The sequence below is a fragment of the Paraburkholderia sp. BL23I1N1 genome (assembly GCF_003610295.1).
Lineage (GTDB): Bacteria > Pseudomonadota > Gammaproteobacteria > Burkholderiales > Burkholderiaceae > Paraburkholderia.
In genome coordinates, this window is sequence record NZ_RAPV01000001.1 from 2,616,198 (window position 1) to 2,631,239 (window position 15,042).

General features: G+C 60.0%; 19 protein-coding genes. 14 read left to right on the forward strand and 5 right to left on the reverse strand.

The features are described from left to right. Nucleotide 1: 1 nt before the first annotated feature. The 3 genes from B0G76_RS12275 to B0G76_RS12285 form a co-directional block, all read right to left on the reverse strand. Nucleotides 2-2,053 (reverse strand): recombinase family protein, encoded by a 2,052-nt coding sequence (locus tag B0G76_RS12275; RefSeq protein ID WP_120292450.1) that lies wholly within the window; start codon nucleotides 2,051-2,053, stop codon nucleotides 2-4. A 136-nt stretch (nucleotides 2,054-2,189) separates the two neighbouring features. Further along, nucleotides 2,190-2,522: a DUF6788 family protein gene (locus tag B0G76_RS12280; RefSeq protein ID WP_120292452.1), complete on the reverse strand. Its 333-nt coding sequence runs from the start codon at nucleotides 2,520-2,522 to the stop codon at nucleotides 2,190-2,192. 52 nt (nucleotides 2,523-2,574) lie between these two features. Next, a complete protein-coding gene (locus tag B0G76_RS12285) occupies nucleotides 2,575-2,961 on the reverse strand; it encodes a Y4bD/Y4pK family protein (RefSeq protein WP_310793934.1) in 387 nt (128 codons plus the stop codon). Between B0G76_RS12285 and B0G76_RS12290 the strand changes: the two genes are divergently transcribed. The 3 genes from B0G76_RS12290 to B0G76_RS12295 all read left to right on the forward strand — a co-directional run bounded on the left by B0G76_RS12290 (nucleotide 2,874) and on the right by B0G76_RS12295 (nucleotide 4,762). Continuing rightward, nucleotides 2,874-4,076 carry a reverse transcriptase domain-containing protein gene (locus tag B0G76_RS12290; RefSeq protein WP_220700743.1) on the forward strand — a complete coding sequence of 401 codons (1,203 nt, stop codon included), beginning with the start codon at nucleotides 2,874-2,876 and terminating at the stop codon, nucleotides 4,074-4,076. The two genes, B0G76_RS12285 and B0G76_RS12290, sit on opposite strands and share 88 nt — an antisense overlap. Nucleotides 4,077-4,088: 12 nt before the next feature. Next, nucleotides 4,089-4,217 (forward strand): HNH endonuclease, encoded by a 129-nt coding sequence (locus tag B0G76_RS44775; RefSeq protein WP_220700744.1) that lies wholly within the window; start codon nucleotides 4,089-4,091, stop codon nucleotides 4,215-4,217. Between the two features lie 62 nt (nucleotides 4,218-4,279). Beyond that, nucleotides 4,280-4,762, forward strand: coding sequence for a hypothetical protein (locus B0G76_RS12295; RefSeq protein WP_183082032.1), 483 nt, complete (start codon nucleotides 4,280-4,282; stop codon nucleotides 4,760-4,762). A gap of 160 nt (nucleotides 4,763-4,922) precedes the next feature. Here the strand turns inward: B0G76_RS12295 and B0G76_RS12300 are convergent, their stop codons facing one another. Next, nucleotides 4,923-5,195, reverse strand: coding sequence for a DUF1488 family protein (locus B0G76_RS12300; protein WP_120292456.1), 273 nt, complete (start codon nucleotides 5,193-5,195; stop codon nucleotides 4,923-4,925). 152 nt (nucleotides 5,196-5,347) lie between these two features. Here B0G76_RS12300 and B0G76_RS42850 point away from each other — a divergent pair, with 152 nt between their 5' ends. The 5 genes from B0G76_RS42850 (at nucleotide 5,348) to B0G76_RS12325 (ending at nucleotide 8,125) form a co-directional block, all read left to right on the forward strand. Next, a complete protein-coding gene (locus B0G76_RS42850) occupies nucleotides 5,348-6,280 on the forward strand; it encodes a hypothetical protein (RefSeq protein WP_183082033.1) in 933 nt (310 codons plus the stop codon). Further along, complete coding sequence (locus B0G76_RS43700) at nucleotides 6,231-6,587, forward strand: hypothetical protein (RefSeq protein WP_259460558.1); 357 nt, start codon at nucleotides 6,231-6,233, stop codon at nucleotides 6,585-6,587. Before B0G76_RS42850 ends, B0G76_RS43700 begins: the two co-directional genes overlap by 50 nt. Further along, nucleotides 6,551-6,814 carry a hypothetical protein gene (locus B0G76_RS43705; protein WP_259460559.1) on the forward strand — a complete coding sequence of 88 codons (264 nt, stop codon included), beginning with the start codon at nucleotides 6,551-6,553 and terminating at the stop codon, nucleotides 6,812-6,814. The genes B0G76_RS43700 and B0G76_RS43705 overlap by 37 nt, the downstream gene beginning before the upstream one ends. Nucleotides 6,815-7,196: 382 nt before the next feature. Next, nucleotides 7,197-7,601: a DUF2384 domain-containing protein gene (locus tag B0G76_RS12320; protein WP_120292460.1), complete on the forward strand. Its 405-nt coding sequence runs from the start codon at nucleotides 7,197-7,199 to the stop codon at nucleotides 7,599-7,601. Then, nucleotides 7,598-8,125 (forward strand): RES family NAD+ phosphorylase, encoded by a 528-nt coding sequence (locus tag B0G76_RS12325; RefSeq protein ID WP_120292462.1) that lies wholly within the window; start codon nucleotides 7,598-7,600, stop codon nucleotides 8,123-8,125. Before B0G76_RS12320 ends, B0G76_RS12325 begins: the two co-directional genes overlap by 4 nt. Nucleotides 8,126-8,320: 195 nt before the next feature. Here B0G76_RS12325 and B0G76_RS12330 read toward each other — a convergent pair whose 3' ends face one another. Continuing rightward, the gene (locus B0G76_RS12330) at nucleotides 8,321-9,022 is read right to left on the reverse strand and encodes an IS6 family transposase (RefSeq protein WP_120292464.1); all 702 of its coding nucleotides are present in this window, start codon (nucleotides 9,020-9,022) and stop codon (nucleotides 8,321-8,323) included. Between B0G76_RS12330 and B0G76_RS12335 the strand changes: the two genes are divergently transcribed. The 6 genes from B0G76_RS12335 to B0G76_RS12355 all read left to right on the forward strand — a co-directional run bounded on the left by B0G76_RS12335 (nucleotide 9,022) and on the right by B0G76_RS12355 (nucleotide 14,965). Continuing rightward, nucleotides 9,022-9,768, forward strand: a complete 747-nt coding sequence (locus tag B0G76_RS12335; RefSeq protein ID WP_147394035.1) for a LysR family substrate-binding domain-containing protein — start codon at nucleotides 9,022-9,024, stop codon at nucleotides 9,766-9,768. The genes B0G76_RS12330 and B0G76_RS12335 overlap by 1 nt on opposite strands. 167 nt (nucleotides 9,769-9,935) lie before the next feature. Beyond that, the gene (locus tag B0G76_RS12340; protein ID WP_409076712.1) at nucleotides 9,936-10,196 is read left to right on the forward strand and encodes a transposase; all 261 of its coding nucleotides are present in this window, start codon (nucleotides 9,936-9,938) and stop codon (nucleotides 10,194-10,196) included. Further along, nucleotides 10,171-10,587 (forward strand): hypothetical protein, encoded by a 417-nt coding sequence (locus tag B0G76_RS44780; protein ID WP_409076753.1) that lies wholly within the window; start codon nucleotides 10,171-10,173, stop codon nucleotides 10,585-10,587. The genes B0G76_RS12340 and B0G76_RS44780 overlap by 26 nt, the downstream gene beginning before the upstream one ends. 86 nt (nucleotides 10,588-10,673) lie before the next feature. After that, nucleotides 10,674-11,576 (forward strand): LysR substrate-binding domain-containing protein, encoded by a 903-nt coding sequence (locus B0G76_RS12345; protein WP_120292467.1) that lies wholly within the window; start codon nucleotides 10,674-10,676, stop codon nucleotides 11,574-11,576. A 153-nt stretch (nucleotides 11,577-11,729) separates the two neighbouring features. Then, complete coding sequence (locus tag B0G76_RS12350) at nucleotides 11,730-13,334, forward strand: GMC family oxidoreductase (RefSeq protein ID WP_120292469.1); 1,605 nt, start codon at nucleotides 11,730-11,732, stop codon at nucleotides 13,332-13,334. A 158-nt stretch (nucleotides 13,335-13,492) separates the two neighbouring features. After that, on the forward strand, nucleotides 13,493-14,965 hold the full coding sequence (locus B0G76_RS12355; RefSeq protein WP_120292471.1) for a benzaldehyde dehydrogenase: 1,473 nt from the start codon (nucleotides 13,493-13,495) through the stop codon (nucleotides 14,963-14,965). The last annotated feature ends 77 nt before the right edge of the window (nucleotides 14,966-15,042 follow it).

Sequence of the window (15,042 nt, forward strand, 5' to 3'; positions counted from 1 at the left end):
GTTACCGCTGAAGATGTCCTGAAGTGCGTATCCAACGCCGCAGTTGTTGTTCTTTGGTGCGATTGAGCGTGATCCACCAAGGACCGCGTCCATCGAGCTTGCGGGCCTGGACAACCTGGCGCTCGATCCAGTAATACACCATGTGTGTACTGATGCCCAGCCGGTCAGCGAGTTGCTGTACGGTAAGCTCGTCGGGGCGTTTGAAGCTGGTTGCCGCAATCTCGTATCGGTAGCGTATCCATTTGACCATGGAGAGCGTGAACGATTTGCCAGTCGCGCTGCGCAAGCCTTCCTGATTGAGGTGCGCAACGATTTGTGGGTCGGACAGACGTTGCGACAGTTTGCGGACCTGGTCGACGGTCTCCGCCGGATAGCGTATTGCTTCGGGGCGCGGCCTGGGCAGATCGACGGTGATGTCGGTGCACGGGCCACCCTGCCAGCGGATATGCAGCACGGCTTGTCGCGTGGCAGATAGTTTCTCGACCGTGATGTCCCGGATGAGTAGTCGCAACATGCGCTTGCGGTCCTTCGCTGACGTCGTCGGCGCACGCCACAGGCGCGGCAGATTGCGCGCCAGTGCGAGGACCTGGGCCTTCTGTTCGGATGTGGCGACGTGTGCCTTCTGGCTCTGGAATTCGGCGGCTTGCGTCTTGATCTCATCGAGCCGAAGCATCGCGTCGTTCCAGCGCCGCTCGAGGGTACCCGCGACCAGACGGTTGGCCGGATCGCATTCCTGGTAGCGGCGTTCGGCGAGTGCGACTTCATACTCGGCTCGCTCGATGCGCATGTGCCACTGACGCATGATGGCATGATCGCGCTGCTCGAGTTCGTTCAGGGCAGTGAGCGCGAGCTCGAGTTCGGCAGGTTGTAGCGCGGTGAGTACTGCCTCGCCAATCGCGTTGTCGAGCAGATTGCTGCGCATGCTCAAGCAATCGGTGGTCGCCAGACCCTCGCGGCGACGCCTGCTGCACAGGTACAGTGGATAAAGGCCACCGTGACTCTGGTACCGCACGGTCAGCGCCCGGCCACAGTGGCCGCATATCAGCATCCCTTGAAGCAGCGCCAGACCTTCGCGCGCCGCGCCGCTGAGCACGGTACCTTCGCCGTTGGTCCTGTTGCGCGCCAGGCGTACCTGGTTGCGTTCGAATTCCTCCGGGGTAATATACCCTCCGTGATGGTCGGGAAGATGGACCCGCCAGTCAGCCTTGGGTACCGGCTGTACGCGCTTCTGGATCTCTCCTTGTGCGGTTATGCGTTGACGATACTGATAGCGTCCAAAGACATAATCGCCCGCATAGGAAGGATTCCTGATCAGACCGAGTACGCGTTCGTGGCTCAGGCGCCCCCAGATGAGTCGGCCTGCCCAGGCACCGCCATAGGCACGCTTCGGAAAGCGCAGGCCCTCTTCGGCAAATCGCTTCACAACGGCATATGCGCTGCCGGTTTCCTGAAACAGACGAAACACCAGTTGCACGGCGCCGCGTACCTCGTCATCGGGATCCAGGACGATGCGACCGTCATCGTCATAGCACAAGCCGACGGGCAGTGGAAAGCGCAACTCACCTTTCTTCGCCTTGTTGAGTTTGCCGCCCTGGAGGCGCCCGCGCAAGAAATGTAGCTCCGCCTGTGCCATCGTACCTTTGAGACCCAGTATCAGGCCGTCGTTGAAGTCGCCTGCGTCGTAGCAACCATCGGCATCGATCACGAGGGTATGTGTGAGCGCACACAACTCGAGCAGGCGATGCCAGTCCAGATTCGAGCGTGCCAGACGGGAAACTTCCAGTGCGAATACAGCACCCACGTTCCCCATCGAGACGTCTGCCACGAGGGTCTTGAAGTCCTCGCGGCCCGTCATCTGTGCTCCCGATTGACCGAGGTCGCGGTCCAGGATCCGGATCGCCGTCTGCGGCCAACCCAGTGCCAGCGCTTTGTCGCGCAACGCATACTGACGCTCGGTGCTCTCCTGATGGTGCCGTACCTGGGCCAGCGTACTTTGGCGGATATAGATGTACGCCGGTTTGCTCTGATGTTGCGGGGTGATCTTGGTGTTCATCGAAGGCCTCCTCGGTCAGCTCCAGCGCGGGCTCGGCGGTGAGCCAGGCCTCGAGCATGTTGGCGATGAGTACGCCGGCCGATTGCGGATCGATGATGTGGGTGAGTGACAGCGGCGACTGGCTCACCGGCGCCCCTCAGAGCGCCTCGCGGCGGCGCAATAGTTCGCGGTTGATCTCGCAGATCTCCTCGATGATCTCGCGGACGCGGTGATAGTTCGCCAGGCGTTCGGTGACGTCGGCGTAGTCGGCCTGCGGCACGTAGTCCATTTGTGGTCGGCGCCCCGGGAAACTCACCGACAGGTAGTACTTGGGGCCATGGCCGGGACCGTCGGCGCACTTGCAGCCAGGTTTGCCGCAGCGCTTGTAACGCTCGATAAGCGAGCCCCGCAAGAGCGTCTCCAATGCCGGCATTTGCTTGAGCAATTGCGCGCGGCGTCTGCGTAAAGTGGATGACGGAATATCTTCCATTTTCGGACCACGTCAAAAACTGGTCTGATAGTAGGTCAAGGAATCGCATTGATCAAGCTCCTTTGTTTAAAGACTTCCTGGACGGGGCAAGCAGGTCGATCAACGCGACCAGTTCAAGCAGCATGTCGAGATCGAATCGGCATGCGGTGATGCTCGCGTCGTCGTGAGCGGATGGTGCCCCCCAGTCCGTCCATTCGCGCGCAATGCTAAAGCTGCCGCATTCCTCATGGCCGAGGAGCAGCGTGTCGGTGCCGGCGACGCGACGGGTCTTTAGGACCGGAAAGCGTTGGCCTCTGAGGGGATGAAAGGGATGGCGGATCTCAGCCCAACCCAAATGCTCGCTGAGCCCCTGTGCAGTTCGCGTTGACCGTCCCCTGCATGGTCGACAGGGCTCAGCAGGCGCTGCATCTGCTGGCTCTCGAACCCATCGCGGAGACAACGGCGGACCCGAACTCGTATGGGTTCAGGTCTGCCCGGTCAACTGCGGACGCCATCGAACAGTGCTTCAAGGTTCTTGTACGTTCGAATAGTGCGCCGTGGATTCTTGAGGCCGACATCCGAAGCTGCTTCGATGAAATTTCGCACGACTGGCTGGTCGCCCACATCCCTACGGACAAGGCGATCCTTCAAAGATGGTTGAAGGCTGGCTACCTTCATAACCGTGTCCTTCACTCAACGCAGGCTGGTACACCGCAAGGCGGTATCGTTTCGCCCACGTTGATGAACATGACTCTCGACGGGCTGGAAAAAATGCTACGTGCAAAGTATCGCAAAGGCAATAACAATCCGTCAAAGGTCAACATCGTTCGTTATGCGGATGACCTTATCATTACCGGTGCAACGCGTGAAGTGTTGGCTGATGAAGTTCGTCCGATGGTCGGGCAGTTTCTGGCGGAACGCGGCTTATCGCTGTCGCCAGAAAAGACCCGGATAACGCATATCGACGACGGGTTCGATTTCCTCGGCATGAACGTGCGCAAGTACGGCGGCAAGCTGTTGATCAAGCCTGCCCGAGCAAGCGTTCAGCGCTTCCTGCGCAAGCTGCGGGAGACCGTGAAAGACGGTGCGACGATGCGACATGATCAGTTGATACACAAGCTCAATCCATTGCTTCGCGGATGGGCGAACTACTATCGACATGTCGTGGCGAAGCACACCTTTGGCAAAGTCGGTCACGAAATCTGGCGATGTCTGTGGCGCTGGGCGAAGCGCCGACATCCGAACAAAGGCGCACGCTGGATCCGGCGGAAGTATTTCCGTACCGCTGGTGCACGGCACTGGGCCTTTGGCACGGAGACTAGAAAAACGCTCAGCACAGGAAAGCCTGCACTCCTGACGCTATACGACATCGCAGGCACGCCGATCCGGCGGCACCGGAAAATCAACGGTGCCGCCAATCCTTTCGACCCGCAGTGGGAAACCTATTTCGAAGACCGGTTGGGCTTCGCGATGCTGGACTCGTTCAAAGGTCGGGTGCGGCTGATCCGGCTGTGGCTTGATCAGGCCCGGTCGTGTCCGGTCTGTCAGCAGATGATCACGAAATCCAGTGGCTGACGTCTTTACCACGTGGTTCGGAAAATCGATGGCGGTAAGGACACGACAGGCAATCTGATGATGTTGCATCCGGAATGTCACCGCGTCGCGCGTGCTCCCGGACTCTCAGTTGTGAAACCGGCTCATTCACATGGGCTTTGAAAGGCTCGAGCTGTATGCGGCGAAAGTCGCACGTACAGTTCCAAGGGGGCGGCGGCGCAGTAATGCGTCGCTGCTACCCGACACTGCGGCGCGTGCCGAAGTCGCTGACGGTGCAGTACGACCGCGTGATGTACCTGCTGGCGGACACGCCGGCGAACCGCAGGCTGATTCACCGGTATATCGACGTGTGGGAGTATCCGGACGGCCGGATTGAGGTGAGGGCGAACGGCACTGCCCTTCCCTGCATCCCCTATGACCGGCTCTCCGCGATCGATCAGGGCGCGGTGATCGAACACAAGCGGCACGGTCATGCACTGCAGGTCGCGCAGGCGTTGCAGGCGCAGCGTGATGACCGGCGCGCATCGGGTTCGCCGTCACGCACGAATCGTGGGTTGGCGGCCGAACGTGACCGGCGCAAACCGGGCACGAAGAAGCAGCGCGAGTTCACAAAGGCCGACGTCGATGAAGTGATCGTGCAGCTGGCGCAACGCAATCAGCCGAAGCAACTGCGCAAACCTGGCCGTCGGTCTGCAGGATCTGGCTGAACGGACTGACACGCCCTGCCCGTTCACGCGCTGTCCTTCAACGCTGCGTGAGATTAAAACCGTTAAAGACAGAGTCAAACTCAACGTCAAAAACCGACATCTCTATCTGGCCAGCGCTACGACACTTCAGAATGGTCTCGACAACACAACGGTCGTGCGTTTATCGAAGCCGCTGCACGTCCGGCCGCGCAAGGTGCGTTCTCTGCGCGAGCGCCACGATGCGATTCCGACCGTAGCCGAATGTCCTGAGCGTGGGCGCCGCGTCGGCGTCACGCGTCAGCCAGAAATGCTGTTCGAGCGCGTCACGCGCAACGGCGCCTTCGACCACGCGGCCGCGGACCGACAGCGTGAAAACCACGGCGCGCCCATCCGGCGAGACGGCGGCTGCGCAATCGTCAACCGAAAAACCGTTCGGTTTCCGCCGCTGGGTCACGATCGACGGAGATAAATTAGTCCCAGACCAGGATTCAGGTCATCCACCCTTGCAGACGGTTTTGGGTTGGACGTTTGCATCGTTGGCCTAGACAGTTAGTTGCGTATTGATGGATGACAATCGTCGTTATGGTGAGATTTTTCAGGAACGCCATGTGGGCCGATCGCTTCTACGGATACAGGAGCCGCCATCGGTATCGTCGGCCACGAGCCTGGTCTGGCGGCGACACCAACCTGCCCTTCATCCGGCAAAACCTGCGGCACCGGTTGATCGCAACGACCGGCATCCATCTGCACGTCGAGCACGACCGCCGTCATGCACTCGCCGTGGGAGAGCAGCGGGCACCGCAGCCCGGACAGTCTCTGTCACGATGGTCGAGCATCCTCATTCCATCGGTCGCCGTGAAGCATTCGACGTCCATATTCGTCTCGAACTTCCCGGCCCCGCCGGCTTCCGCTGCCGCGGCACCGGCACGCGCGCGGTCATCGCCATCCAGCATGAGGGAGAAAACCCGAATGACCCGCATTTCTCTGGACGCAGTGGCACGGGCCATGAGAGCCGTCGAGGCTATGAACCTCCAACAGAAAGAGGCCTTGACCGACGAAATATTCCTTGCCCAGCCTCATATGCTCGGCTCCGTTTTCGTCCTTCCGAAGCTCGGTGTCTTGATGGAAAAGACGGGGTTCGCCATCGAGCTTCTGCTTCTCTGCTTTCAGGCGATGAAAGAATCGGCCTGGACGTGGCCGCTGATCACAGAAGACGATCAGGAATTGCAGCAGCGGATCCACGTGACCACCATCAGGCCGGGCGAAGACCTGAGCCCGCCGCAGCAGGATCGCCTGATGCAGCAATACCTGCGAAATCATCCTGAGCAGAATCTGCTGGCATGCATAGGGGCACGGACGGCGGACTGGCTCGAACGTATAGACCCGGAAGACAGTGACAGGTACGTGATGCTGGCCGCAACCAACCTCCTGAACTGCATCGCTTTCGTCCCCTTGCCGGAAAGCCGACCCGCCGGCCACGGAGCGTCAAATGAAAAAAGACCGATGCGAACAGTGTGCGCAGCCTACTGCTTCGTATGATGCAATCCACTACGGCTCTGTCGAGGGAGGTTATCGCCTGCTTTGCACCCAGTGTTTCAATGCCGAAGTCGCAAAGCGCAGCGGCGTGACCGACTTCGAAAACGTGCGGCTGGAACCCATCCGGATGATCGATTGTAGCGGCGCCGCGCATCAGTTCCATTTCCAGATGCGTTTGCTGGCCACCATGCTCGTCCTTGATGCCTTCGAGATTCAGGACGGATTCCGCGCCGGGGTTATGAATTCCGGATCATCGGCAAACCGGAAGATGACGTGCTGGCCCTGCTTGGCCGCCTCGTTGAAAAAATGAGGCGCGCATTGGCAGTCAAGTATCTGGCAATCAACGGCAGCCAGTTTCAGATCCGTGACCAAACCGAGCGGGGACTTATTTCATCCGATCCGGCAGGGCCCGGCGAAGTTCCGGTCGTGGTCGTGGATGGCAGGGAAATCGGCTGGGACGACTTCGGGCGAATGCTCGCTGCCTTTGAAGGCTGGCAATTCAGGCTCGAGATCAGGGACCTCGCCGATGACGTTTGATCCCCGGAATTTCTCGCGGCGGTAGAACTGAAAAATTATGCTGCTATCAATGGCCCGAGCCGATTTTCGCAGGAATTTTGCTTTCATTGGCCGAACCTGCGTCGGTGCACGCGCGAGATCTGTGACACGAGCGGTTGCAGCGCCAAGGACCGGCGCCTACATGTAGTGAACCGCTCCGGGATCATCGAGGCTATTTCGGTCGAGTTGATGCCGGCGCGCGCTCTGCGGTCGGTATATCGCGGTTCAACATAGACATGAAGCTGACCATCACGTCGTGACCTGCTCACCGCCAGACCGCGAGTGATCGATTCGCCTGGCGTGCTCTGATCCCTCGCCACTTTTGTGCTATTATTGTGCACAAATTGTGCATGGAGCCTCCGTGATGAGCCCCGAGACCGTCCTACGGCCGAACGTCGGCGTTAGCTTTGAACAGTTTATGGCGTCGCTGCGCGATCCAGACAGCGCTGCGCCAATCGTGTCTGCCCGTCGCTTTGGCGAGGCTCTTCATATTGACCTGCAAACGCTCGCCCTGCAGGCGCACGTGCATCGCAATACGCTGAGCCGTCAGCCTGCCTCGGAGAGCGTCCAGCGGTTTTTGCGGGAAGCACTTCGCGTTATCCGGGCGGCGACCGATATCTCGGGTGACGTCAACCAGGCGCTTTTCTGGTATCGAAACGAGCCATTGGCTGTTTTTGATTACAAGACAGCAGAACAGCTGGTATCCGCCGGCCGCACCGACGACCTGCTTCGCTACGTTTCATCGTTCGAGGCAGGCGCGGCAGGATGATTCTGAAAAGCTTCTCCGAAGTGACGGCATATCGTATGCACGTGCCGAAGTGGGCGGTTGCACCGACAAGCGGCGCCGGCGCCGGACGGCATGGCGGTCGCGCTAACCGCATTGGGCTTAACGCCTTGTATCTCGCGCTCGACGTCAACACCGCCGTGCTGGAGTATCAGCAGGTTTCTCCGTTAATGCCTCCTGGCACGCTCGTCAGTTATCGAATGACGCTTGATCCGGTCGTGGATTTCACCAGCGGGTATCAAAGTGGCATCTGGTCTGAGATGTGGGAGGATTTTTATTGTGACTGGCGCGCTTGCTGGTTTAACCAGCGCATCGAACCGCCGAGCTGGATAATCGGTGACGAAGTAATTGCAGCTGGCGGAAAGGGAATCCTGTTTCGGTCACGCCTGTCACCGGATGGCGTAAATCTTGTCCTGTACGTGGATGAGCTCGGACCCGACGATCAGCTCGCAGTATATGACCCGCAGACCATGCTTCCGCGAGACCAATCGTCCTGGAGACAGAAATGAGGTGCAGCGCAAGCTGGCGAGCCTACATGTTGCCGCCAAAAACAGGCGATTTAATAGCAAGGATTACAAATCAATATCGATCTTCCCCCTCCGCGAGGCATTGCGCAACGAAGGAATTGGCCAATGTGGGCGCTCATCGGGGTTCTGTCGCGGTAAGGCGATTTGGGCGAACGATATCGATATGATAAGGATTGCTTACATCGCCAACGAGTAGAATTGCCGGGCGGCCGATGGCTTGAGTTTGCGTGCGTCTTTCATCTGCCCTTTGGCGATCATATGCATGAGTTCGATGCCACTCAACAAGATGCGGGCACAACGAAAATCATGGAATCCCAACATGGGCCGGGTACGGCGCTTGATCGCCCGATGGTCTTGTTCCACGATATTGTTCAGATACTTGGCCTGGCGGATCTTGATGGGCGTCTCACGCTCAGTATTCACGGCATGTAGCCCGGCCAGATTGGCACCGCTCCTGTCGATGGTTACGGTTTCAGGGGCGCCATTCTGATCGATGGCCTTCTCGAAGTACCGTCGGCCCGCCTGCTTGTCCCGCTTGGCTCGCAGCAGGAAGTCAACTGTGTTGCCGGCCTTGTCGACGGCGCGGTAGAGATACTTCCATGTGCCACGGACCTTCACATAGGTTTCGTCCATCCGCCAGCTCTTGCCGACCGGGCGCTTGCAGCGACGGAACGCCTTTTCAAGCACCGGCAGAAGCTTGATGGACCAGCGGTGCACGGTCGAATGATCGACCGCGATCCCCCGTTCGGCCATCATTTCCTCAAGATTGCGCAAGCTGAGCGGGTAGGCCACGTACCAACGCACGCACACCAACATTATCTCGAGCGGATAGTGCAACCGCTTCAGCACTTTGGCTACCGTCGGACTCAGCGCTTTCATTGTCGTTCACGTCATTCCGTAAGGTCCCGCAGCATACCAGCCTCCGCTATTGCAACAGAACCGAGGCGCAAGCCCTCGTCGACGCAACACAGCGACAGGTTGATAAAGCTCAGGCTCAAATGATGCAGGCCGAGGTGGACCTGAATCAGGTGCAACGTGCGCTGTCCGCCTCGCAGATTCCTGGTGACAAGATGCAGCAATGGGATCTGTCGAAGCTGGAACGCGAGACGTTGCATCGCGCCGCCCCCTACGATTTTCCGGAGCTGTTCGAGGCGCGGCGCGACGTTTTCATCGCGGCAATGAAGCTCCATCAGGCTTTCGTCGTGGCGGCCTGGAAACCGCTTTCCGGCAGCCTCAGCGCGTTCGTAAACCTACTGCAGGGCAACCTCAACGTCACTCAGATCACGAAAGGACCGATTCATCTCTGGGACGCGTTTTTTCTGGTGGTGCCTGTAGTCTCCACGACCTTCGCACTGTGCGCGAAACGCGGCTTTGAACCGCAAGTCGTGCAGGAAGCGCAGCAAGCTTCCACGCTCATCGGACTGACTGCAACCGGCCTCGGTATTGCCCTCGTGCCGGCGACTTTACAAGCCATCGCCGTTCCGGGTGTTGTCTTCCGGACACTCGACGAACCCGACACCACCACCACGCTGTATATCGCGCATCGTTACGGCGACGCCAATGCACGAGCGACCCAATTCGTGAGCCTGGCATTAGGCAGTGCGAAGACTACGCAAGCAGATTGAACAACTGGCAGGCCGTCCGTTAATCCGTGGAAATTCGCACGTGCACAGAAGACATGCGCGAACCGGACATGTTGTCCGCACTGTCGGGAATCGCATCCCTCTTAGTACTGCAGCCGTAGATCTTTTACCATACCAATAAATATTTAGTATAACTATTTAATCAAGTTATGCTTTCGACTGCAAAGGCGTGGGAGCACGAACTAGAGGCGCTGCACCAGCGGCTCGGAGAACTGTTCGGGTGTCCCGAGCCCCGACAGCGCTCGCTCGCGTACCTGAAGGGCCTGTTGGGCACGGTCGAACGTAAGAACGGCTGGCAGGTTGCCGAATGGATCGGCGAAGCGACACCCGACAGCGTGCAGCACCTGTTGGAGCGGGCACAGTGGGATGCCGATGCCGCCCGCGATGTACTACGGGAGTTATGTTGTTGAACAACTGGGCGAACGTGACGCGGTGCTCATCGTGGACGATGACCGGTCGTGCCCTACACAAATTTCGCGGCATCAGCGGCACTGCTCGGCCGGGTCGATCTCACCGGGGAAGACTTTCTATGATCCGCTGGCGAACGCATTCGTCGACGCCATGCAGCGTGCGTTGCCCGAATGCTCGCGCGACCAGATCATCTGGGAATACGAATACGCGCTAGGCGCGCTGCTCATGACGATTGCCGATAGACGGGTCGAACGATTGTCCAGGCACGGCGCAAAGTCGGGAGACCCATCGCAGGGCGGACCACTCATCGACTTTCTGAGTGCGGGATTTGTCGCCATGAATCGACGTCGCGCAGCTTCCGACCGCCGCGCGTCTGCCACCCGATCATGAAGATAGGACTGCGCCACTCGCCGATGTCCAACAGACGTCACGGATAGAATGACATTGTCTATTCCATTGGACTACCAGGGGCGCATATGCTAGATCTCAATGACTTCCGTTATTTCGTCCGCATCGTGGAATGTGGAGGCCTCACCGCCGCAAGCCGCAATCTTGACGTTCCGAAGTCCACGGTAAGTCATCGTCTGCAGCAGCTCGAGGCCTCGCTAGGGGTCCGTTTGTTGAACCGGACATCAAGAAGTCTGAGCATGACGGATGCGGGCGACCTGTTCTATCGTCACGCGGTCGCCACGCTGGAACGGGCGGAACTTGCCGAAAGTGCCGTCCGCGAACGGCTCGCCGAACCGAGCGGAACGATTCGCTTCACCACCGCAGTGGCGACCTCCCTGTTTGCCATGCGGCACATACTGCCCGACTTCATCAGACGTTATCCGAAGATCAATGTCATCCAGCACGTCAGTGACGACCAGGTCGATATTGTCGGCGGCAGCTATGATCTTGCGCTACGTGCTCACACCGGGCCGCTATCGGACTCGACGCTGGTGCAGCGTAGTCTGGCGCCTGCTCCATGGCACCTTTTCGCCGCGCCGGGGTATCTCCAGCGCCGTGGCGTGCCGCTTACGACTGACGACCTCGCAGGACACGAAACGCTGGTGATGCTCAGACACGGCAATCCGCTCGCGTGGAAGCTGAAGCATGCAACGCAGGGAGAAGTCGTCGTGCCGCTCAAGCCCCGTCTGGCTGGCAACGACATCGTCACGCTCAAACAGGCTGCGGAGGACGCCCTCGGTATCGTCGCGCTGCCCAACTACGTTTGCAGCGACGCCGTGCGCTCGGGGGCCCTCGAACGGATCCTCCCCGACTGGCTCGCCGGTGAGGCCACGATCACAGCGGTCATTCCGTTTCGCAACGGCATGCTGCCATCGGTGCGCGCATTCCTCGATTTCCTGGCCGAGCGAATTCCAAAAGTCGTTTGCTGACCGGGGTTGTCCACTGAGTTGGACATAGCTTCCAATCTATCCGGCTTGTTGAACCTTCGATCCGGGGCCATCCTGCATGCACAGCCGGTCGATAACGCCCGGCTAACTTTCCGGGCGCCATCGTGCGTCGGAAATATGTCCAGGAGAACGACAATGAAGATGTCCAGACGTGAGGTTCTCGTCGCCGGAGCCGCTGCGGCGATGACGGCAATCACAGGTCTCAAGGCTGCGGCAAGCGTACAGACCGGGAAGACCGGAAAAGCATTCGACGTGGTGATCGTAGGTGGCGGATCAGCCGGTGCGGTGCTGGCCGCCCGCTTGAGCGCCGACCGCAAGCGCAACGTACTGCTGCTGGAAGCGGGGCCGAATTTTGCCCCCGACAGCTATCCGCCGGTGCTCAGGAACGCGAACATCGTCGCCGGTTCGCCCGCCTACGACTGGCACTACCACACCGAGGATGCCGCACGGCTTGGCCACGATATTCCAGTACCGCGTGGCCGCGTGGTCGGCGGCAGTTCGGCGGTGAACGCCGCCGTTGCGATGCGCGCCCGGCCCGCTGATTTTGCGCGCTGGACCCAACGCGGCATCGAAGGGTGGACGTGGAACGACGTGTTACCTGCCTTCAAGGCGATGGAAAACACCCCTTCCGGCGAGGACGCGTGGCACGGACGCAACGGGCCGTTCCCGATTCGTCAGCAGACAGGCGCGGAAGACACGCCCTCGATGCGCGCCTTCGTCGAAGGCGCGCAGGCACAGGGACTGAAGCACGTATCGGATCTCAATGGCCCGGATCCGCGCGGCGTTGGCTTCTATACGCTGAATGTCATCGACGGCGTGCGGATCAACACGGGCATGGCCTATCTGACCGCCGCCGTGCGGGCTCGCCCGAATCTGACGATCCGCGGCGAAGCCGAAGTCAACAATGTCGTGATTCAGCGCAAGCGCGCCGTCGGCGTGAACCTGGTCGATGGCGAGTTCATTGCTGCAGGTGAAGTCATTCTTGCCTCAGGCGCGTTCGGCAGTCCCGCGATCCTGATGCGCTCCGGCATCGGTCCTGCCCGGCACCTGGCGGACCTGGGCATCACAACCGTTGCTGACCTCCCCGTCGGCAACCGGCTTCAGGACCATCCGTTCTTCTACAATGTCTATGCGCTCAAGCGCGAAGCCAATGCGATGACGCCCGCTTCGGGCGCGATCGTCTGGACAGGTTCGCAGAGCGCCGGCCCCAACGAGCTCGACCTGCAGATTTCGGGGACGCACCTGATCGATCCGAAGGTCAGTCCAACCGGTGGCGCAATTGTCCTCGCGTGCGCGGTGACACTGCCAAAGTCGCTAGGGCAGTTGCGCCTCGCAAGCCGGGATCCGCGCGCGGCACCACAGATTCACTACAATTTCTTCGACGACCCAAACGATCTCGACCGGCTGGTGGAGGCGGTAAAACTATCAAGGAACATCGGTCGCACCGCGCCGTTCTCGGATCTGATCGATCATGAAATGGCGCCCGGTGCTGCCGTTGACGATGCCACGCTACGTGCAAACATCGTTGCGAACGTCGCGGCGTACCTCCATCCGACCTCTACTGTACCCATGGGAAGCGCCTCCGATCCGACTGCGGTGGTGGATGCATGGGGCAAGGTACGCGATATCGACTCGCTTCGCGTGGTCGATGCGTCGATCATGCCGGAGATCCCCTCCGCCCCGACCAACGTGACAACCATCATGATGGCAGAGCGTATCGCGGCAAAACTCTCCGCCTGAACTCGCACTGCCGCGACAGGCGGGATCGCGACAGTGGACGACATGAAAAGCCGACAAGAGTGAGGATTCGTTTTTCAAACCATTCTATTAGCACTTCGCTAGTTAATTAGCATTCCAAATCACTTTGAAATTAACTATCGCTCTCTGGAGAATATTCAATGAACAGCACGACATTACTTACGCCTGCAGACACATGGGATGGCAGGATCTACAGCAACGGATGGAAGCATCCGGGCCTCGGTAGCGAAGAGGTGACCGAAAAAGCCACCGGCGCGAAGCTCGGCACGATCGGCATCGCCTCCGCTGAGGACATCGTTGCCGCCGCAGCTTCGGCACGCGAAGCGCAGAAGGCCTGGGCCAAACTGGCCGGGCCTCAGCGCGGGGACGTCCTTCGGGAAGCGGCACGTCTGGTGTTGGCGCACGCCGACGAACTGACGGAACAGTTGATCCGCGAAACCGGCTCGATTCGCGCCAAGGCGCACTGGGAAGTGAAGGTCACGGCTCGCGAGCTTCTCGAAGCGGCCGCGCTGGGCAGCCAGCCTCTGGGCATCCTGACCCAGACCATGGAGCCCGGGTTTCAGAGCATCGCGCGTCGCATTCCGCTCGGCGTGGTCGGCATCATCACCCCCTGGAATTCGCCGTTCATCCTGGGCGTGCGGGCAATCGGCCCGGCGCTGGCAATGGGTAACGCCGTGCTGCTCAAGCCAGACGTGCAGTCCGCGATTATCGGTGGCGTGGCCTTTGCCCGTGTGCTCGAGGAGGCGGGACTGCCCAAAGGCCTGTTCCACGTCCTGCCGGGTGCGGCAGAGACTGGCGCCGCACTGGTGAAGGAACCGCTCATCAACATGATCAGCTTTACCGGCTCCAGCCGCGTCGGCCGCGAGGTCGGCTCGGTCGCCAGCGGACAGCTCAAGCGCGTTTCGCTGGAACTGGGTGGCAACAATCCCTTCATCGTGTTGAACGATGCCGACATCGAGACCGCAGCGAGCGCCGGCGCCTGGGGTTCCTTCTTCCACCAGGGCCAGATCTGTCTCACCACCGGCCGCCATCTCGTCCACGAGGACATCGCCGAAGCCTACGTGGAGGCCCTCGTGAGAAAGGCCAAGGCTCTCGTCGTCGGCAATCCCGTCGACGACAAGGTCCAGGTCGGGCCGATCATCAGCGAACGCCAGGCCGCCAATGTCGAGCGGATCATTTCGCAGACCGTCGCCAAGGGTGCAAAGCTGCTCACCGGCGGTTCGCGCAAGGGGCTGTTCGTGGAGCCGACCGTTATCGCTGGCGTGACGCCCGGCATGACGGCCTTCGAAGAGGAAATCTTCGGGCCAGTAGCGGCGATCACAACCTTCCGCACCGACGAGGAGGCTATCTCCCTGGCCAATGCAACCGAATATGGGCTGTCGGCGGCTGTGGTGTCACCTAACCTCGCCCGCGCGCAACGCATCGCCGATGCGCTGCACTCCGGCGTGATTCACATCAACGACCAGACCGTCGTGCATGGCATCTACGGTCCCATTGGCGGTGTTGGCATTTCCGGCAACGGTTTCGGTCACGGCGCGTCGAGCAACGCGGACCAGTTCACCGAGTGGCAATGGATCACGGTGCACGCTCAACTTCCCGCCTATCCGTTCTGAACCACGGCAGCGGAGCAGCCACCTCCCCGGTTGCTCCGCGAGCCACCTGATCACTATCTACGCATACGGAGCATAAG